The sequence below is a fragment of the Pelagicoccus sp. SDUM812005 genome (genome assembly GCF_031127875.1).
Lineage (GTDB): Bacteria > Verrucomicrobiota > Verrucomicrobiia > Opitutales > Opitutaceae > Pelagicoccus.
Genome location: NZ_JARXIA010000022.1, coordinates 51,952 through 70,397, shown reverse-complemented (window position 1 = coordinate 70,397; position 18,446 = coordinate 51,952). Strand labels below are relative to the sequence as shown.

Below are 18,446 nucleotides of genomic sequence, written 5' to 3'. Positions count from 1 at the left end.
GCGAAGTGGGGTGTCGCATGGCCGCTGTCCGGATGGGCTGCGGGGAGGGGCGTTATTTTTCGATGGTGACTTCGCCGGCTCGGGCGAGGAAGCGTGCGCCGTCTTCCTTTTCCACGACCAGGGCGCCGCTGGTATCGATGCCTCGGGCGATGCCGGAGATGCGGTTTTCTCCTTGGATGAGGCTGATCTTTTTTCCGGCGAGGGTATCGTAGATGGGCCAGCGTTCCTTGAGGGCGGCGCGGTGGCTGCCGTCGGCGAGCTGCTTGTATGCGATGGCGATGCGTCCTGTGATTGCGGATACGAGCTTGTTGATGTCGAAGCTTTGGCCGGCGCTTTGGCGCAGGGAGGTGGCGATCTCCTTGAGTTCGGCGGGCCAGTCGGAACCGTCGCTATTGACGTTGAGTCCGAGTCCGAGCACGGCGCTGAGGACCTGGTCTGCTTCCATGCGCGCTTCGGTAAGGATGCCGGCCACTTTCTTTCCTTCGATGTGCAGGTCGTTGGGCCATTTGACTTGGCAGTTGACGCGGCAGATGGAGTTGATGCATTCGCAAATGTTGATGCCCATCCAGAGGGTGAAGAGCGACATTTGAGTGGGAGAGATCTGGGGGCGGAAGCCGAAGCTGGCGTAGAGGTTTCCGTTTTGGGGGCTGTGCCAGATTCGGCCGAGCCTTCCGCGTCCGATGGTTTGTAGTCGCGAGATGACTACGAAGGGGGCTTCTTCGCCGTTGGCGATAAGGCGTTCGGCCTCGGAGTTGGTGCTGTCGACTTCGTCGAGCACGATGGCTCGGAAGTGTTCGGCGGCGTGCTGCAGGCGGGATTGGATGAGGGCTTGGTTGAGCTCTTCGGGGACTTTGGTAAGGCGGTAACCTTTGCTGCGTACGGCTTCGAAGTCGAAGCCTTGGGCTTTGAGCTTCTCCATGTAGGACCAGACGGATACGCGGGAGACGCCTATGAGTTCGGCAAGCTCGCTGCCGGAGACGAAGTCGCCGTCGGCTGCAAGGAATTCGCGAATGATGAGGACGTGGCTGTCGGGCATGGAATGGAAGGTGATTGGGAAAGGAGCTGGGTTAGGAGTCGAGGCCGATGTCGATCCAGGTGGATTGATGCACGGTGGCTCCAGTGGATATGAAATCGAGTCCGAGGCTGGCAAGCTCGGGGAGCGAGTCGATGGTGATGCCGCCGCTCGCTTCGGTGACGGCTTGGTCGCCGATGAGTTGGATGGCTTGCTGGAGCTGGGGGACGGGGAAGTTGTCCAGGAGGATGATGTCTACCTTGGCGGCGAGGGCGTGCTCGATTTGCTCCAGGGTATCGACTTCCATCTCGACGAGGATGTCAGGGTGGCGTCTCCGCGATTCGGATACGGCGTCGATTGCGGATTGGCGCGGGTTGTCGCCGAAGGCGGCGAGGTGATTGTCCTTGAGCATGACGCGGTCGAAGAGGCCGATGCGGTGGTTCCAGCCTCCGCCGCAGGCGACGGCGTATTTTTCGAGGACTCGATAGCCGGGGGTGGTCTTGCGGGTGTCGAGGAGGCGGGTGGAGGAGTCGCCGAGGGCGTCGACGTAGCGGCGGGTCAGGGTGGCGACGCCGGAGAGCTTTTGCAGGAAGTTGAGCAGGGGGCGTTCGGCGCTGAGGAGACTGGTGGCGGGGCCGGAAACGGTGCCGATGGCGTCGCCCTTGGCGAGGGTATCGCCATCGCGGGCGGCGGCGTCGAAGCGCAGGGAGCTGTCGTAGGCTGCGAGGACGTGGGGGGCGAGCTCGAGGCCGCAAAGGGTGAGGGCAGTCCGGGCCCTCAGGCTGGCGGTGACGGTTTGCGAAGGGTCGAGCAGGGCGGAGGAGTGGTCGCCCGGAGTGGCGGTGCCGTTGCGTAGCCCGCCGGCCGAGAGGTCTTCGGATTTGGCGAGTTGGATGAGTGACTTGAGGGGAGCGAGGTCGAGGTCGGACCACGACAGGCGCTGGCAGCAACGGTCAGGTTGTTTCATTTGTGGGGGGATAGTGGGGTTGATTGTGAAAGAGTGAAGGGCGAAAAGCTGAAATGTAGCTAGGCGGCGGCGATTGGCGCTTGAGGGCTTTGGGGAGGGGCTCTTGGATTTGGGGATGGATTTGAACGCATTTATCGAGTCGGTGGAATCGGAGTCGGCTCCGGAGGGATTGCCGACCGCTCTGCTGGCCTTGTGGTGGGACGCGAAGGGGAATTGGGAGCTCGCCCACGAGTTGGCCCAGAAGGCGGGGAACCGCGAGGGGGATTGGGTGCACGCCTACCTGCACCGCAAGGAGGGGGACGAGGGAAACGCGGGCTATTGGTATGCTCGGGCGCGTCAGCCGTTTTTCGAGGGGACCCTGGAGGAGGAATGGACCCATATCTCGAGTCGTTTGCTGGGCTAGGGAGAGCGGTTCTTCTCGCGGGGCAATTTTTATTAAAGTTGTAAAAAGCAAGGTGCCCCTCTGGCGGAGCTGAGGGAAATTCGCTATGTTGTGGGAACTGAAACCGTGAACCCTGCCCCTATTTTTTGATGCCCGACGCTACCTACAAGGACCTGAAGTTGTTCGTTCCGGAATCCCTGCTCTCTCGCCTGATGGACGATCGGGACTTGATGTTGCAAGTTCTGGAAGCTTGCTTGCCGGATCTGCGGAACAACCTGGAGCGTTTCCGGGAGCAGCTGGCAGCGGGGGATGTGAAGGAAGCCCGTCGGACGGTGCATTCGATTAAGGGCTCCGCGCAAAACTCCGACTTGAGGGCCTTGGCGGCCCTTACCTTGGAGATCGAAGATTCCTTGAAAGAGGGCGACGAAGGCTTTGCGCGAGCCAAGGTAGGCGAGCTTGCGGACGTGATAGAGAATACCATCCGCGAGATACAGGGGTATTTTCCTGAGTTGGGGTGAGTCGGAAGCGGGCGGGCGGCAGGCCTTAGTTCTCAGTTCGCGAAAGAGTGACCCTAGGCCTGTAAACGCTGCCTTAGAGGATATGCGGCAGGCGCCGCTTTTTGACGATTGCTGGGACCGTTTCGTGGGGCTCCTTTAAAAGCTTTGCTAATCGGGGCGAGAAGGACGCGTTTCAAGCCCTTAGCCCTTACCTAAGGTGAATCCGCTGCCGTTCATGAGGGTAGAGAAAAACGAAGTTCATCGATTGCTGCTCGAGCCTGTTCTGACCGAAGGGCGAGTTGGGCGCCACCGACGTACGATAATCCAAACCACTGATTGCCCATGAAATCTAGCGCTCCTGCAGAGAAAGGTACCTCCCTCGCTGCCCCTGTTAACGTCCTCATCGTGGATGACAGCATTCACGACTACCGCTCCCTTTCGGTGATGATAGGGACTAATTCCGACAATAGCTACGAATTCGATTGGGCCCGCAACTCGGAGGAAGCTGAGTCGAAGCTCGAGGATGGCAGCTATGAAATCGTAGCGGTCGACTACAATCTGGGCTTGGAGGAAGGTTCGGAAGTGATCCAGCGCCTCGCGGGCAGCTATCCCGCTTCGGCTTACATCATGGTGACGGGCAATCAGGATCCGGACGTCTACAAGAGAGGCATTCGGGCGGGCGCCGTGAATTTCGTGCAGAAGAACAAGGATTGCGGAATGATCTTCGATCGCATGGCCCAATACGCGGTGGAGCGCAAGCGGACCGAGACTTCGCTGAAGGTAGCGAACGCGTCCAAGGACTGGCTCATGTCGCTGCTCGAGACCGATTTGGCGACGCCGCTTTTCGCGCTCAACCAGCTGCTTTCCACGACTTACAAGGAAGCGGACAACATGCCGAAAGAGATGTTGATCGAACTTTTGGATACGGCCTACCAAACCTCCTGCGAGGCATTGGTAGCGACGAAGGAGCTGTTGGACTGGGGCCGCAGCGTGAGGGGGGCGATGCGGCCGAACCTGACGATGGTCGATGTTGCCGGCAGTATTCACCGAGCGGTGCGTTTGCTCACCACTTTGGCCGACGAGCGAGGCATCTACATTGCCCAACGCGGGGTTTTCGACTTCAAGGCCTATTGCGACGAGCGGATGATTTCCACGGTCCTGCGCAATTTGCTAACCGCTGCCCTTTGTTATTCGGGCGACAACAAGACCGTTTGCATCGAATCCGAGGTCGACGACGGAAAGCTCGGGCTCGCGATCTCCTGCGAGGGGCGCGGCATCGAGACCAGCGACTTCGCAACGCTCTGCAATGCGTCAGGATCCGATGGCCAGGAGCGCAGCGCGGCTGACCGCCAGGCCATTTGCTCGATCCAGGTTGCCAGCCATATGCTCGATGCTATGGGCTGCTCCTTGGAGATCCGTAACGAAAGCAAGCGAGGGGTGAGGTTCTCGTTCAACTTGCCGCTCAAGCTGCCATTCGGCTTGTAGTCTAGTGGCGAATTAGCTGGGGCGAGGTGGCGTCGATACTATGCGACGAAGCCGCGTTTCAGTTGTGGAAGAAGCGGCTCTCCATTGAGCCGCGTTCTTAGACCGACCAAGAAATGGAGCTTTCAGGACCTATTCGAATATTGTTAGTAGAGGACAGCCGCGACCATGCGGTGTTCTTCAAGGCTGCCTTGGGAAAGGCTTTCAAGCCGGCGCACCATGTTCGGGTGGTCGATTCGCTATCCTCAAGTTTCGAGGAGCTTTCCGTGACGCCCTACGACTTGATCGTGCTCGATCTCGGCCTGCCGGAGAGCCAAGGTCTCGAGACGGTGGAAACCTTTTTTCGAGTTTTGGGACCATCGAATCCGGTCATTGTGCTGACTGCGAATACGGACGAGGAAATCGGCGAGCAGTCCTTGCGCCGAGGCGCCATCGACTTCCTGACCAAGGGCGAATTTGGCGCGGACCAACTGGCCCGGGCGGTTCGATACGGCTTGGAGCGTTGGCGGCAGCGGCTGGAACTGGAAGAAGCCCAGCGAAATCTCAAGAGTTTCGCTCACGTCGCCGCCCACGACCTGAAGTCGCCCGTCAAGTCGATTGGCATGTACGCGAGCCTGTTGATGCAGAAGGCGAAGGCCCGGGATGCGGAGGCGGAGGAGCTCGAGTTCATCGGTTACATTGAGTCCTTCACCGACCAAGCGGAGCGGCTGGTAGACAGCCTTTTGAATTTCAGCGTGCTTGGCGACAAGTCGGTGACCTTGGCTGCGGTGGACCTTGCCGCCCTGGCTCAGCAAGCGGTTTCGAACCTGAGCGCTTTGGTGGAGGAGAAGGGCGCGAGCATCGAGATCGAAGCTTTGCCGCAGGCTCAGGCGGACGAGGGGCTTTTGATCCATGTCCTGCAGAACCTGGTCGCCAATGCGATCAAGTACCACGGAGACGCTCCGCCATCGATAAGGATTTCGAGCGCGGAAGCGAAAGGGGAAATCGTTATCGCGGTGGCCGACAATGGTCGCGGCATCGACGCGAGGTATTTCGAGAGGATCTTCGAGCCCTTTAAGCGCTTGGTCGGACCGACTCAGCCGGAAGGAGTAGGCTTGGGCCTTGCGATTTGCCAGCGCGTCGTGGCGGCCCATGGCGGCAAAATTTGGGTGGAATCGGAGTTAGGCCTGGGCTCGACATTCAAGTTTAGCCTGCCGATGGCTAAGGAGGATACGGAGAGCTCCTGCGAGCTGCAGGAGGCTAGCTCGCCTTCGCTTCACCCCTAGGCGCGTTGGGGGATGTTGTCCCTAGCGTGTGAGTAGTGGAGCCTAGTGGGGACGGTTATTTACCTCGTCTTTTGATCTTTGCTTTAAATGGCGGTTACCGCTGCCGATCAGGAAGGTAAGCTTTATTATTTCCTGTGGATCGACCCACCCGAACCATGAACGACCAACCCTGCGACTCATTGAAACTCTTCGATTCGGAGAACCTCAAATCTAGACTCATGGGCGACGAGGAACTTGTTGCTCAAGTGCTCGAAGCCTGCGTGCCGGATATCAACGCAAATTTTCGCGATTTCGTGGAAGCGATCGAATCCGGCGAAATCAATACGGCTACGATTCGCATCCACGCCATGAAGGGGGCCTCGCAAAATGCGGACCTGACGGCGGTATCCGAGCTCACCCAACGCATCGAGTCGTCCTTGCGGGCGGGGGAAACCGAATTCGCTCGTGGGAGCGTAGATCAGCTCGAAGAGATGGTAGGGCAAACCATCGGCGAGGTGCGTCGCTACCTCAACAACTAGGGCGTCGCGAGTCCCTCCGTTAAGGAGTTGATAAGCGGGCGGCTGGGGCTAGGCTTTCGGTCCATCCAGCCTATGCTCCGCTCAAGACCTCTTTTTGCCCTCGGTATCAGCCTCAGCTTGTTGCTGCTCAGCGCTTGCGACTCGACTCATTCCGCGGAACGCAAGGCCGAACAGGCTCGCCAAGCCGCGGAGCAAGCCCGCATGCGAGCGGCTTTCCTCGGGCGTATCCACGAAGCGGAGTCAGCGGTTTGGCAGACCTTGCATCCCTTGATTGAAAAGGCGGCCAACTATCGAGCCGAAGAAACGCACGGCTATATCGGAGCCGCCTTCGTTACGGAAGCCTTCTACAGCGAGGCCCTACTCGCGGAAGCGAGAGCGGAGGGCTTCGGTCCGTGGGTGACGGTTCTCACCGTGTTTCCCGATTCGCCAGCGGAGAGCGCGGGCTTGAGGGCGGGAGACAGATTGCTCTCCATCAATGGAGCCAAGGTGCCGCAAGGCTCTCGCTCGGCCATCTACGCGGCACGACAGGTCAAGCGTCAGCTGGAGCCGGGCGGACCCAACCTGTTGGAAGTGCAGCGCGGGAACGAGGTTCTTGAACTGGAGGTGACGCCCGTCGAAGGCGCTTATTATGGCGTGGTGGTGGTCGCGACCGACGCGGTGGACTTGCAGGTGGACGGCGACGTGATTTGGATCGGCCTATCCTTGGTGGAGAGCATTAAGCGCAGCGAGGACCTCGCCTACCTTTGCGCCTACGCGCTCGCGAAAAACGTGATGCGCCACTCCAAGCAGAAGGGAAAGAACGCGATGCTGGGGCAATTGCTCGACGTGGCTGCGGCTGCCAGCGGAGTGAATACGGGCGGGATTTTTGGCGGCATGGGCGGCAACGCCTACTCGCATGCCTTCGAAGTCGAGGCCGACTTGATCGCCCTCTACCTGCTGGCTTCTGCCGACTACGAAATTGCGGGGTATCCAGAGTTTTGGGACAGGGCCCTGCGGGGACGGAGTCGCAAAGGAGAGCTGACCGCCAAGGAGGTCGAACGCATCGAAACGGCCGGCAAGGTGATCGCTTCCATCGAAGCGAAACGGGAGGCGGAGGAACCGATCTTTCCCGAGGAATACCTGCAGGGCGATGTCAGCGAGATCGAATAGGGAAGCTGCGTCCGACTGTTGTCGCTTCCGCTAACCCGCCTGGCGGGCTCGGGCGATGCGGCGGATCTTGGCGGCTTCGTGGATGACGATGATAGCTCCGCTGACGCAAAGGGCGGCGGCGAAGTAGAAGGTGGTCGGCGGGGTGTCGCCGAAAATGAGCCAGCCCATGATGCCGGCCGAAACGAATTGGTGCAGGTTTACGACGGCGAAGGTCTGGGCCGTGAAGTAGCGCAGGCTATTGTTGAGGGTAACGTGGCCGAGGATGGTGGGCAGGATGGCCATCGCCAGCATCCAGCCTGCTTCCTCCCAGGAGCCGAGGCTTACCGAGTCGAGGGTGGCCAGGGAAAAGAGTAGGCAGAAGACGGTCGCGATCATGTAGATCGGGACCATGTAGAGCCAAATGGAGGGGAAGTCCTTGTTGATGCGACCAAAGGCGAGGTAAGCCGCGAAGGTGATCATGGAGGCGAAGCAAACGATATTTCCCCAGAGGTAGTCGGGATTGATGCTGAAAGCGTTCGCGGAGAGGATGCCAACGCCGCTCAGGGCGACCAGCGTACCCAGAATTTCGCGACGGGTGACCTTTTCCTTGATGAGGAAAAAGGCGAGCAAGGGCATGACGGCAGGCGTGAGGTTGATGATCAAGGTGGCGTTGGCGATGTAGGTCATCCGGGCGCCCATGGCCCAGGACATCAGGTGGATGGCCAGCAAGGCGGCGGGGATCACGCAGCGGAGGAACAGGCGCGGCTGCACGGCGGCTCGGTGCGTGCTCCAGCTCTTGAGGAAGATCGGCAGCAGGAGGATGGAGGCGAACAGGAGGCGGTAGGTGCCGACCAAGGCGGGCGGCAGGCTGCTCGACCGGATCAGGATAACCGAAGTGGAGCAAAAGAAGACGCCGGAGAGCAGTAGGAGAAAGCGAAGCATGCGAACTGCCGTATCTCCCACGAAGGGCGGCGACTGTCACGACGTAAAAGGAAGCGGGGCGGCGATTTGTTTGGTCGACGTTGCCTTGGCGTATGGCGCTAGGGGAATTGCTGCACGAGTTGCAGCAGTTCGCCGAGGGGATGTAAAAGATGGCTAGCGAAAGCCCCGCTCGCGAAGGGCGAAGCGGGGCTGGTAAAAGTTTTCGGATTGGCGGCGCCAGGCTATTCGCTGTTGGCGAGGCCGTAGCCGTGTTCGCCGTGCAGGGTCTTGTCGAGGCCGGTGATCTCGGTTTGCTTGTCGACGCGGAAGCCGGTGGTCTTGGATACGAGCACGCAAATGAGATAAGTCGCGACGCCGGAGAGGGCGATAGTGGCGGCCATGCCCAGCATTTGGATACCGAATTGGTCCATGGCGGTCCAGACTCCGGATTCGGTATTGGCGGCCGCTTCCGCGAGCCAGCTGGGTCGCAGGAGGAAGGCGAGCAGCACTACGCCCAGTCCGCTGCCGACGCCGTGGATGCCGAAGCAGTCGAGGGTGTCGTCGTAACCGAGCTTGTCCTTCATCTTGAGGGCGAGGAAGCAGACGCAGGAGGAGGCGGCTCCGAGCAGGATGGCGCCCATGGGCTGTACCACGGCTGCGGCGGGGGTGATGACGACGAGGCCGGAAAGGATGCCGGAAACGAAGCCGAGGGAGGTGACCTTGCGGAACTTGATGGCTTCGATGACGGTCCAGGCGAGGGCTCCGGCGGCGCCGGAGATTTGCGTCATGGTGAGGGCGCGGGCGGTGTCGAGTCCGGACTGCACGGTGGAGCCAGCGTTGAAGCCGAACCAGCCGACCCAGAGGAAGCCGGCGCCCATCATGGTCATGACGAGGTTGTTCGGGTTGATGAGGTCGCGCGGGTTGCCGTGGCGCTTGCCGAGGAAAAGGGCGACTACGAGAGCGCTGGTTCCGGCGGATACGTGGATGACCAGGCCGCCTGCGAGGTCGATGACTCCTGCGGCCCCGGCGTTGAGCAGCCAGCCGTCCGCGGACCAGATCCAGTGGCAAAGCGGGCAGTAGACGAAGAGGAACCAAAGGGCTATGAAGAAGACGTATCCACGAAAGAATACGCGTTCCGCGAGGGCGCCGCTGATTAGGGCGGGCGTGATGATGGCGAACTTGCCTTGGAACATGGCGACGATGTATTCGGGGATGCCATCCACGATGCTGTCGTCGATGCCGCTGAGCATGAAATAGTTGGGATTCCAGCCGACGAATCCGCCGAGCACGCTGTCGCCGAAGGTGAGGGCGTAGCCGCAAACGACCCAGAGCACGCCGATGACAGCCATCGCTACGAAGCTATGCATCATGGTGCTGAGCACGTTTTTGGTACGGACGAGCCCGCCGTAGAACATGGCCAGTCCAGGGACCATGAAGAGGACGAGGGCGGTGGATATGAGCATCCACGCGGTAGTGCCAGTGTCTACTGCTCCTTCTGCGTTCGCTTCTTGGGCGAAGCAGACTTGGGGGAGGGACAGTAGAGCGAGTAGAGGGAGGAGGGATTTTATTCGCTTCATCTGTGGCGGCGATAATCGCGTCCGCCATGAATGAGGCAAGGGGTTTTTCATGAGTTTAATTCATGGAAACCCGGTTCGATAAATTTGCTTGGGAGTGGGTGGCAGGGCCGACGCGGCGGCTATTTCGTCTGCTCTTGCGTCGTTTTGATGCGGTAGGCGAGCTGTTCGTAGGAGACCTTGAGGTAGGGGGGAAGGTGGGGCTGGTAGTAGCGTTGGTGGAGCTGCAGGGCGTTTTCGAACTCGCCTTCCTTTTCGTAGTAGCGGGCGAGGTAGAAGGCGAGGTGGGAATCGTGCGGGTAGTTTTGCAGTCCCTCGATCAGGATTGCCATGTGGTCGCTGGTGGGCCGGACCTGGGAGGATAGCCAAACTTCGCCGATGCAGTGGTAGAGCTTTTCGTCGAAGGGGCCGGCCAGGGCTCGGGCTTTGAAGAGGTAGGTGAGCAGTTCCCTCGTTTTCAGTTCGTCGAGGGCGTTTTCGCGATAGGTGGTCGAGTTTATGTATTGCCGCAGCTTGGCTCCGGCGAAGTGGAGGTAGGTCTGGGGTGACTGGCTGCTACGCTTCACCGCTTTTTCCAAGAGCTCGATGGCTTGCGGGTCCCGGCCGGAGAGGAGCTCCAGGTAGCCGCGCAGGGAATAGCTCTCAGGTTCGTCGGGGTAGGCTTCGATGAAGGCGTCGACGCTTGCTTGGGCCTCTTTCCGTCCGCGGATGCTGAGCTTAGCTTCCACGATCAAGTATTCGAGCTCCTTGCCGGACAGCTTGAACTCCTCGAATTGCAGGTCCGAGTCCGCGTCGTCCAGAGTGTATCGATAACTCGAATACTCGCCTCCGTCGCAGTAGCTGTCGAGCTCGCGCTTGAGGGTGTCCAAGTCTCGCCCCAGCAGCTTTTGGATGGCGGTATCGTAGAAGGTTTTTCCTGCGATGGCGTGCTCGACGACTTTGGTAAATGCGTTCTTAGGCAGCTCGTGCGTGCCGAAAAGCAGGTAGTGGATGAGGGCCCAGGACTGGGCGTAGTAGATGCCGGCCCCGTGCCCGGAATTGTTGTAGACGGGCGAGCTGTGGTCGACGGCGAACAATTCGTCAAGCGGCATGAGTTTGCTTCGGGCCAGCAGCAGGAGGCGGTAATCGTTTGCTCTTCCCACTGTGACCTTTCCTTTTCCGTTGCGGCTGATGGTGGAGAATACTTCAGCGAGCCCCTCGTTCATCCACAGCGGGAATTCGATTCCCGGTTGATCGAGCAAGAAGTGGGTATATTCGTGGAGCACGACTTCCCGCAGGTAATTCCAGTCGACGCTTCCGTTGATGACGAGGAGCCTGCCTTCCAGGGATTTTCCGTAGAATCCGGCTAGGTCTTTGGGTTTGCCTTTGTAGAGGGGGGCGATTTCCCGATTCAAGGTCCTTTCCTTGGCGATGATGACCTTGAGCCGGTGCCGTTTGCTGTTTCCGAGTTTGGGGAAGAGCACTTCGAAAATGCCGTGGGTGTCGTGGAGCTCCTCCACGATGGTGCGGGTGCGGCCTTTTCCCGTTTCGCTGAACACTTCGAAGTGTTCGCTCTGGATGTGGATCCAGTTTTTCTTGGCGAGGACCTGGCTGGCGAGACTCAGGCAGCAGAGGAGGAAAAGGGAGCGAAGGAGAGGATTCATGGTGTCGCTGCGAGGATTCCGACCGAGCGATGCTGGGAGGCTTTTCGAGTGTACCGGCGAAGGATAGGCTACCGGAGTTGTTTAAGGGGTTCTCCTAGTCGGAAAGGAGATCGGGGGCAACTCTGAAAGCGGGGTCGCGTCGGGCACGCTCGCCGGGCGGACGAACGCTCGCGAGCGAGGGAGGGAAAGCTCTGGTCAAAGAGGGCCAGCCGGCGGAGGCAGGCTACTTTCTCAGCTTGCGGATGGTGTAGCAGATTTGGCTTTGGCCGAGCGGGGTGCCGTCGGCGGCTTGCAGGTCGGCGGGTAGGTTGAGCTCGACGATGCGGTCCGCTTGCAGTTGGGGCACTTGGATGAAGAGGGTATTGCCGTCCACTTGGATTTTGGGGATCTCGAGCTCCTGCAGGTCCATCTGAGGGCTGCCGTAGGCGTGGAAGGACTTGTACCAGTAGGATTTTGCAGCGTAGTTGGCGAGCTGATACGAGCTCGCCGATGAAATGGGCTTGGTGAAGGTAAGGGTGAAGCCGTCCTTTTCGAGGGAGATGTTTTGCACCTCGAAGGGGAGTTCGCCGGTGTAGATGACGCGTTTGAGGCCTTCGGCTAGGTTCTTGGCCCAGCCGCGTACGGTTTGGCCCACGTACAGGGATTTGCCGTCGGGACTGAAGGCGAGGCGGTTGTTGCCGGCGCCGAGTCCGCCGTCGATGAACTTGACCACGGCGCCTTGGAGGACGCCGTCCACTTCTTCGATCATGCAGCGCAGGATGCGATCGCCGGCAATGTCGCCGATGAGGGCCTGTCCGGCGAAGGGACCGAAGGCTCCGCCGGTGGTGTCGAAGAGGGGCTCGCTGGGCGAGTTGCACATGAAGCCATGGGGGAGCTCGACGGCGGCCCGGGTGCGGTCTTGCTGGTATTGTTCGAAGTCGTCGATGTAGTACTGTAGGGGGTCGTTGGATACGTTCTCCATGAAGGCCTCGTCCCAGACGAGGCTGGATGGGTGTCCGTAGAACTTGCCTTCTTCGACGTGATAGAGAGGGGAGGTTCCTTTCCAGTCGCCTTGGTTATCGGTAGCGAAGAGGCGGCCTTGGGGATCGCGGGCGATTCCGTTTGCCATGCGGAAACCGCTGGCGATGGGGGTGCTGTTGCCTGCGGCGTCGAGGTGAAGGATCCAGCCTTTCCAGGGTACGGCGGCGTAGTTGCGGCCGGTGCGTCCGTTGGTGGCGAAAGCTCCGCGGGTGTGGGCGAAGGTGGGGCCGTTGTGGGAGGCGGTGCCTACGGAGACGTACCAGCCGCCTTGCTCGTCGGGTACGAGGGTGTTGGTTTCGTGGTAGTTGCCGCTGACTCCCCAAGGGGCGGCTATGTTTTCGTAGCGGTCGGCGATGCCGTCGTGGTCGGTGTCGAGCACGCGGGTGAGTTCGGCCATCTGGGAGACGATGACTTCGTTTCTGGAGATGACTTGGATGCCGCAGGAATTGTGCAGGCTATCGGTGGAGAAAGCTCGCCAGGGGAAGGCGCTTGGGTTTTCGCTAGGCTTGGCCATGAGGATGCCGTGGCGTCGCAGGGCGACGACCAGCTCGCCGTCGGGAGTGAAGCCGAGGCCTCCGACCTCCGGCACGACGTAGGGGGGAACTTCGATGGCCTCTATTTCGTAGCTGCCGGCGCTGAGGAAGGGAGCTTGGGAGAGCAGGCCGAAGAGTGCGAGGGTGGCGGCTTTTTTCATCGAGCGGCTGGGGTCGGGGTGAGAGTGAGGGTGAAGGTGGCGGCTTCTTCTGCGGAGAGCTGCAGGGTGCCGGCTGCGAGGCTGCCTTGGTCGCAGCTCAAGGTGTAGGAGGACGAGTCCGGCAGAGGGATGGAGAGCTCAGTAGCGGGAGAGCTGCTGTAGGTGCAGCGTGCTTCGCCGGGCGTGTCGGTGGGTTCCACCTTCAAGGTAATCGTTCGCTGGCCGACCGTGTATTCAAAAACGGGTACACCGTTTTCTTTGCGATAGGCTTGGAAGCGAGGGGCGCCTTCGAAGATGGGTGCGGCGGAGGCTTGGAAGACGAGCGGCCCGAGCACCTTTGGCAGGTAGCCGAAGCGTTTTCGTTGTCCGCCTTCTCCTTCGCCCCAGTAGTCGGTCATGTCGAGAAAGGGTCCGCTCCAAGTGTAGAGCAAGCGGCACTCGGTAGTGTCGAAGCAGTAGGAAAGGGTGTCGCCGAAATTTACGGCGATGGCGCCGGGAATGCCGGGGATGGTGGGATCGAGCTTGTCGTTGTCGAAGCTGGCGTCGCGTGGGTTGTAGTGCGGGGTGGGGGCTCCTTTGCCGTGGTGGGGAAAGGTTTCGTCGCTCAAGCCAAGGGTGGGCATGAAGGTACGGATGAGGTAGGGCTGGCCGAGGGTGCCTTCAGGGAAGGGGGTCACGGTGGATTTGCCGAGCTGGCTGGGGCCGATGCGGTTGGTGCCCATGATGGACTGGACGTATTGGGCGACGTCACGGATTTGGTTGTCGTCCAGCACGCTGCCCCAGGCGGGCATGGCTTTGCTCGGTATCCCGTTTTTAACTACCGATTCGATGTCGGCGAGTTCGCTGCCGTGGAGAACTTCCGCGTCGGTGAGGTTGGGGCCGAGCAGACCGGATCCGTCGGCGCCGTGGCAGGAGGCGCAGTATTGCGAGAATGTCTTCTCGCCGCTGCTTTGGGCGAAGCCTGCAGTTACGAGCAGGCTGCAAGCGGTGAGGAGGGTGGCTAGGCTTCGATCCATTGCTTTTTGATTTCTTTGAATGCGGCTTCGATTTCGGAGATTTCCCAGCGCCCTTCGATGCCGATGGCTCCGGCGTATTGGGCTTTTTTTAGGACGCGGAAGTAGGGGCGGAAATCCTGCCCGGTGGTGCCGGGGACGCGGCGGCCTTCCAGCTCGGCGATCTCGACGTGGTGGATGGTGTCGGCGGCGGAGGCTAGTTGCTCGGGGGTGTCGCCTTCGGCGGCCATATGGTAGAAGTCGGCGACGCCGCGTATGTTCGGATGGTTGGCGGCGCGAACAACGCGTTCGACTTCGCCGATACGGTTGATGAAGTTGCACTCGCGAGACTGTAGTTGTTCTACGCTTACGGTGATGCCTCGTTCGGCGGCGAGAGGGCCGAGTCGTTTGAGGAGGGAGACGAATTGTTCGATCGCGGTCTCGTAGTCGAAGCCTTCGGGGATGTTGCGGGAGCCGGAGCTGCCGAAAGTGATGTGGGAAACGCGGGCTCGCTGGGCTCGATCGAAGGCTTTCTCGCAGTAGGCTACGACTTCGTCGTGGTTGGCGTCGGGGCCGGTGCAGCGCAGGTGCTTGGCTCGGATGAAACTGTTGCAGGTGTAGATGGGAAGGGGAGATTGGGCGAGATCCTGGAGCTTTTGCTCGAATTCGGACTCGGGACCGAGCGGATCGAGGAAGCCGGCCACGCTGAGCCCGACGAATTGGCCGCCGGCGGCGTGGATCTTAGCGGCGTTTTGGAGAGAGGACTGGATGCCGAGGCGAGGCAGTTGGGCAGCTTGGGCGGCGAGTCGGCCGCCGAGGCCGAGCGCTCCGGTAAGGAGAAGCAAGGCTCGGTTGAAGGAGCGACGGGTAAGTGCTTGGGGCATAGGGCGATGGGGTTGAGGGGCGCTGAGGTTATTGTTTGTGAGGGAGCTCGGTCAATGCAAAGGAGTTAGGGATAGCGTGGTGCGGCGGCAGGGGTAGTTGCGGCGAAGCTGGGTGCGATTGTTGGGGAGATTGGGGTCTAGGAGTAGTCCAAAGGGGCAGGTAAATGCTTTTTAAAAACCTGGTCAATTTCCCTGAGTTCGGAACGTAAGACAACCAATTATGTCCTTCGTACGTATCACTAATTAAAGGAGGGAAAATGGATACGAACCGTAACTACGAGAGTCATCGATTCGATGAACCTGTTCGGCTCCGCTACCCTCTCGAAGATTGGATCGAGCAACTGCTTAACAAGTACCCTGATGAGCTGGCTCCGATTCGTCCAGAGAGGGTTCGGGAGCGCTCTGAGCGTTTGCATAAAATGCAGCAAGGTCTCAGGGAACGAGCCAAACGGCAGCTGTTCTAACGGCTGCTTTATTATGTGTGTGGTGTGTTGTAACCTTTAAACGAAGCGCCCCAGCCTTTTGAGGCTGGGGCGCTTTCGGCTAATGGCTTCTTCTACTTTTTAGCGCCTGTAGTTGAAACGTGACTACGGGTTGGGAACGAGCTCGGAGAGCGTTACTTGGTAGAGGTCTTTTTGCTCGTTGGAAATGATCAAGGTTTCTTCGTCATCCCAACAGATGGATTCGCACTGCTTGGCGTAGAAGGTTTTGTAGAAGGCTTGGCCGGCGAAGTAGTTGTCGCTGTCGCTCGGCTTTTCGAAAACCCAGCAGCCTGAGTAGGTGAGGACGGCGAGCTTCTGGCCGTCGGGGGAGGCATCTGCTGCGGTGGCTTGTCCGCGCAGGTTGAAGGTGCTGAGAAGGGTGAGGGGGTTGCTTTGGGCGGTCGATTGGCTGTCGAGCCGGTAGAGTTTGGTCTCGGGAGAGCTCCGGTTTTTGGATACGAGGTAATGCTTTTCGTTGGCGAAGAAGAGGGCTTCGCAGTCGAAGTCCTTGAGGCCTTTCGAGGGGAACTTCTTTTGGTCGGGATAGTGGAAGGCGATACGTCGGCTGGCCCGGGCTTTTTCGGTTTGGGTAGGATCGGGTTCGGGAACGATGTAGAGGGAGAGGTCGCGGCGGTTGTTGTCGTTGTTGCCGCAGGCGGCGATGATGAGGTTGCCCTGGTCGTCGGTGGAGATGTCTTCCCAGTCGATGTTGACGGCGGCGGCGATGGGGATGCCGGGATAGCTTGGGGCGTTGGGATTAGCCTGCGCCGTTTGCACGGCTGCGCCGTCGCGGGTGATGGCGAAGATGCGGGCGGAGTCGACGGAGTCGTTATGGGTCCAGTAGACGTTTGCGAACTGGCGGCTTTTGACTAGGCCGGAAGGCTCGTCGATGGCTTTGGGCTCGATTTGGGCGTAAGGCCGCAGGGCCAGTTGGGCTTGGGCGCTGGCTGCGAATAGGATGAAGGATGCGGCTACGTACCTGAGCAGGATCATGGCTGCTCAGACTGCGGGGAAGGGGGGATTGTTCAAGCGCTTCGCCTCTTTGGCTCAGCGCGTGGCGGCGAGATCGGGCTGGAGCTCCGCGCTAGCTGTTTTGCTGTTGGTCGTAGAGGGCTTTGTAGAGGGGGCAGCGGGGGTAGAGCTCTTCGTGGCTGCCGCTGTCCTTGATCTCGCCTTCGTTGAAGACGAGGATCTTGTTGGCGTTTTTGATGGTGCTGAAGCGGTGGGCGATGATCAGTACTGTCTTTCCGGATACAAGCTTGTCGAGGGCGGCTTGGACCTTGGCTTCGGACTCGGAGTCGAGGGCGGAAGTGGCTTCGTCGAGGATGAGGATAGGGGCGTTGCGCAGGAAGGCGCGGGCGATGGCGATGCGTTGCTTTTGGCCGCCGGAGAGGCGGGCTCCGCGTTCGCCGACGAGGGTGTCGTAGCCGTCGGGACAATTGGTTTGGTCGGAGATGAACTCGTGGGCGAAGGCTTGGCGGGCGGCCTCGCGGACTTCGGCGTCGGTGGCGTCCTGGCGGCCGAGGCGGATGTTTTCGAGGATGCTGTCGTCGAAAAGGACGGGCTCTTGGGAGACGATGGCGATTTGCTCGCGCAGGTCGTTGAGGCGGAAGCGTCGCAGGTCTTGTCCGTCGAGGGTGATGGAGCCGCTGGTAACGTCGTAGAAGCGTGGGACGAGGTTGGCGAAGGTGGACTTGCCGGCGCCGGAGGGCCCGACCAGGGCGCAGATATCGCCTTTTTGGATACGGGCGTTGGCGGACTTGAGGGCGGGTGTTTCGCCGTAGGAGAAGGAGACGTCCTTGAACTCGATGTCGCCGGCTACGGTTTCGATATCGATAGGGTCGTCGGGGTCGCCGATGTCGACGGGGGTATCCATGATCTCGGCGATGCGTTGGTAGGAGGCGACGCCTTTCTTCAGCTCGGAGGCGAAGGTGCCGAGCTTCTTGACGGCGGTGTAGAGCAGGTAGAGGGCGAGGAAGATGGCGGTGAAGACGGCGCCGGAGACGCCGTTGTAGTAGCCGATGATGAAGGCGATGGAGAGGCCGATGGAGGAGCAGACTTCTACCACGGGGCCGAGGCCGAACTGGTATTTGACGACCTTCATCTGGGAGCGGAAGAGTTCCGCGAGGCGATGGGAGAAGCGTCGGTTTTCGCGGAGCTGGAGGTTGAAGGCCCGGATTTCGCGGGTGGCGGTGAGGTTTTGGGAGAGGTTGTTGGTGAGGGCTCCGAGCTCTTCCTGTTGTTGGCGGGCTTTCTTCTCGATCTTGTGGGTGAACTTGCGGATAGGGAAGATGACGAAGGGCAGGGCGACGAGGCAGAGGTAGATCTTGTAGACGCCTTCGTTTTCGATCGCGAGGCTGGTGAGCTGGTAGATGGCGCCGATGGCGACGGCCGGCTGAATCATCACGTTGCGGGCGATGAAGGTGATGGTTTGCTGCAGGATGGTGGCGTCGGCGGTGATGCGAGAGATGAGGTCGCCGGTCTTGTTGGACTCGAAGTAGGCGAGGGGGAGGATTTGGATTTGGTTGAAGACGCGGGCGCGCAGGGAGCTGATGGAGTCCAGTCCGGCGTAGTTGAGCAGGTAGGCGCTACTGAATACGCTGACGCCGATGACGACGAAGATGAGGGGGAAGCCGGCGGCGATGGCGGCAACTTCGGAGGTGGAGAGGTTGCGCTCGCCGTCCATGATGAGGGTGAACAGCTTTTCCACGCCTTCGACGAGGACGGATCCGGTGACGAAGCCAGCGATGGAGCCGAAGAGCACGGCGAGGCTGAGCCGTTTCTTATGGTCTGCGAGGAGCAGGAGGAAGGTTTTTAGGTCTTTGAGCACGCGTCTGGAAATTGGATTGGTGGAACTGGAGCTGGGTTAACCACAAAAGGAGCGGAGGGCACAAGGAGAATGAGCGGAGGCTAGCGGTCGAGGGACTTCCCGAAGTCTTGTTTCTTGAGCATGCGGACGATCGCAAGGCGCGGTTCTTGGTAAGC

The 18,446-nt window shown here is 60.1% G+C and carries 16 protein-coding genes; 6 read left to right on the top strand and 10 right to left on the bottom strand.

Translation table 11 applies throughout. The annotated features are described in order from the left end of the window. Positions 1-52: 52 nt before the first annotated feature. Together QEH57_RS21280 and nadC are read right to left on the bottom strand one after the other, a co-directional pair. Positions 53-1,036 (bottom strand): biotin--[acetyl-CoA-carboxylase] ligase, encoded by a 984-nt coding sequence (locus QEH57_RS21280; protein ID WP_309008809.1) that lies wholly within the window; start codon positions 1,034-1,036, stop codon positions 53-55. A 31-nt stretch (positions 1,037-1,067) separates the two neighbouring features. Continuing rightward, positions 1,068-1,979, bottom strand: a complete 912-nt coding sequence (gene nadC, locus QEH57_RS21275; RefSeq protein ID WP_309008808.1) for a carboxylating nicotinate-nucleotide diphosphorylase — start codon at positions 1,977-1,979, stop codon at positions 1,068-1,070. A gap of 115 nt (positions 1,980-2,094) precedes the next feature. Here nadC and QEH57_RS21270 point away from each other — a divergent pair, with 115 nt between their 5' ends. The 6 genes from QEH57_RS21270 to QEH57_RS21245 all read left to right on the top strand — a co-directional run bounded on the left by QEH57_RS21270 (position 2,095) and on the right by QEH57_RS21245 (position 7,272). Continuing rightward, positions 2,095-2,382 carry a hypothetical protein gene (locus QEH57_RS21270; RefSeq protein ID WP_309008807.1) on the top strand — a complete coding sequence of 96 codons (288 nt, stop codon included), beginning with the start codon at positions 2,095-2,097 and terminating at the stop codon, positions 2,380-2,382. 128 nt (positions 2,383-2,510) lie between these two features. Beyond that, complete coding sequence (locus tag QEH57_RS21265) at positions 2,511-2,879, top strand: Hpt domain-containing protein (protein WP_309008806.1); 369 nt, start codon at positions 2,511-2,513, stop codon at positions 2,877-2,879. 321 nt (positions 2,880-3,200) lie between these two features. Continuing rightward, positions 3,201-4,343, top strand: coding sequence for a response regulator (locus QEH57_RS21260; RefSeq protein ID WP_309008805.1), 1,143 nt, complete (start codon positions 3,201-3,203; stop codon positions 4,341-4,343). Between the two features lie 113 nt (positions 4,344-4,456). Further along, on the top strand, positions 4,457-5,605 hold the full coding sequence (locus QEH57_RS21255) for an ATP-binding protein (protein WP_309008804.1): 1,149 nt from the start codon (positions 4,457-4,459) through the stop codon (positions 5,603-5,605). 155 nt (positions 5,606-5,760) lie between these two features. Further along, positions 5,761-6,123, top strand: coding sequence for an Hpt domain-containing protein (locus tag QEH57_RS21250; RefSeq protein ID WP_309008803.1), 363 nt, complete (start codon positions 5,761-5,763; stop codon positions 6,121-6,123). Between the two features lie 72 nt (positions 6,124-6,195). Continuing rightward, a complete protein-coding gene (locus QEH57_RS21245; RefSeq protein ID WP_309008802.1) occupies positions 6,196-7,272 on the top strand; it encodes a M48 family metallopeptidase in 1,077 nt (358 codons plus the stop codon). Between the two features lie 30 nt (positions 7,273-7,302). On the opposite strand, the gene QEH57_RS21240 is transcribed toward QEH57_RS21245, so the two are convergent. The 8 genes from QEH57_RS21240 to QEH57_RS21205 all read right to left on the bottom strand — a co-directional run bounded on the left by QEH57_RS21240 (position 7,303) and on the right by QEH57_RS21205 (position 18,291). Further along, positions 7,303-8,193: a DMT family transporter gene (locus QEH57_RS21240; RefSeq protein WP_309008801.1), complete on the bottom strand. Its 891-nt coding sequence runs from the start codon at positions 8,191-8,193 to the stop codon at positions 7,303-7,305. Positions 8,194-8,414: 221 nt separating this feature from the next. After that, entirely contained in the window at positions 8,415-9,749 is a 1,335-nt protein-coding gene (locus tag QEH57_RS21235; RefSeq protein WP_309008800.1) for an ammonium transporter, read from the bottom strand. Between the two features lie 119 nt (positions 9,750-9,868). Further along, positions 9,869-11,389, bottom strand: coding sequence for a tetratricopeptide repeat protein (locus QEH57_RS21230; RefSeq protein WP_309008799.1), 1,521 nt, complete (start codon positions 11,387-11,389; stop codon positions 9,869-9,871). Between the two features lie 223 nt (positions 11,390-11,612). Continuing rightward, a complete protein-coding gene (locus QEH57_RS21225; RefSeq protein WP_309008798.1) occupies positions 11,613-13,103 on the bottom strand; it encodes a hypothetical protein in 1,491 nt (496 codons plus the stop codon). After that, on the bottom strand, positions 13,100-14,119 hold the full coding sequence (locus QEH57_RS21220; protein ID WP_309008797.1) for a c-type cytochrome: 1,020 nt from the start codon (positions 14,117-14,119) through the stop codon (positions 13,100-13,102). Before QEH57_RS21220 ends, QEH57_RS21225 begins: the two co-directional genes overlap by 4 nt. Further along, positions 14,104-14,979: a sugar phosphate isomerase/epimerase family protein gene (locus QEH57_RS21215; protein ID WP_309008796.1), complete on the bottom strand. Its 876-nt coding sequence runs from the start codon at positions 14,977-14,979 to the stop codon at positions 14,104-14,106. Before QEH57_RS21215 ends, QEH57_RS21220 begins: the two co-directional genes overlap by 16 nt. Positions 14,980-15,566: 587 nt before the next feature. Beyond that, positions 15,567-16,454, bottom strand: coding sequence for a hypothetical protein (locus QEH57_RS21210; protein ID WP_309008795.1), 888 nt, complete (start codon positions 16,452-16,454; stop codon positions 15,567-15,569). A gap of 91 nt (positions 16,455-16,545) precedes the next feature. Next, positions 16,546-18,291 (bottom strand): ABC transporter ATP-binding protein, encoded by a 1,746-nt coding sequence (locus QEH57_RS21205; RefSeq protein WP_309008794.1) that lies wholly within the window; start codon positions 18,289-18,291, stop codon positions 16,546-16,548. Positions 18,292-18,446: the final 155 nt, after the last annotated feature.

Excerpts from the sequence above, each read along its gene's own strand:
- QEH57_RS21280 (WP_309008809.1), bottom strand. The coding sequence starts at position 1,036 with ATGCCCGACAGCCACGTCCTCATCATTCGCGAATTCCTTGCAGCCGAC.
- nadC (WP_309008808.1), bottom strand. The coding sequence starts at position 1,979 with ATGAAACAACCTGACCGTTGCTGCCAGCGCCTGTCGTGGTCCGACCTC.
- QEH57_RS21270 (WP_309008807.1), top strand. The coding sequence starts at position 2,095 with ATGGATTTGAACGCATTTATCGAGTCGGTGGAATCGGAGTCGGCTCCG.
- QEH57_RS21265 (WP_309008806.1), top strand. The coding sequence starts at position 2,511 with ATGCCCGACGCTACCTACAAGGACCTGAAGTTGTTCGTTCCGGAATCC.
- QEH57_RS21260 (WP_309008805.1), top strand. The coding sequence starts at position 3,201 with ATGAAATCTAGCGCTCCTGCAGAGAAAGGTACCTCCCTCGCTGCCCCT.
- QEH57_RS21255 (WP_309008804.1), top strand. The coding sequence starts at position 4,457 with ATGGAGCTTTCAGGACCTATTCGAATATTGTTAGTAGAGGACAGCCGC.
- QEH57_RS21250 (WP_309008803.1), top strand. The coding sequence starts at position 5,761 with ATGAACGACCAACCCTGCGACTCATTGAAACTCTTCGATTCGGAGAAC.
- QEH57_RS21245 (WP_309008802.1), top strand. The coding sequence starts at position 6,196 with ATGCTCCGCTCAAGACCTCTTTTTGCCCTCGGTATCAGCCTCAGCTTG.
- QEH57_RS21240 (WP_309008801.1), bottom strand. The coding sequence starts at position 8,193 with ATGCTTCGCTTTCTCCTACTGCTCTCCGGCGTCTTCTTTTGCTCCACT.
- QEH57_RS21235 (WP_309008800.1), bottom strand. The coding sequence starts at position 9,749 with ATGAAGCGAATAAAATCCCTCCTCCCTCTACTCGCTCTACTGTCCCTC.
- QEH57_RS21230 (WP_309008799.1), bottom strand. The coding sequence starts at position 11,389 with ATGAATCCTCTCCTTCGCTCCCTTTTCCTCCTCTGCTGCCTGAGTCTC.
- QEH57_RS21225 (WP_309008798.1), bottom strand. The coding sequence starts at position 13,103 with ATGAAAAAAGCCGCCACCCTCGCACTCTTCGGCCTGCTCTCCCAAGCT.
- QEH57_RS21220 (WP_309008797.1), bottom strand. The coding sequence starts at position 14,119 with ATGGATCGAAGCCTAGCCACCCTCCTCACCGCTTGCAGCCTGCTCGTA.
- QEH57_RS21215 (WP_309008796.1), bottom strand. The coding sequence starts at position 14,979 with ATGCCCCAAGCACTTACCCGTCGCTCCTTCAACCGAGCCTTGCTTCTC.
- QEH57_RS21210 (WP_309008795.1), bottom strand. The coding sequence starts at position 16,454 with ATGATCCTGCTCAGGTACGTAGCCGCATCCTTCATCCTATTCGCAGCC.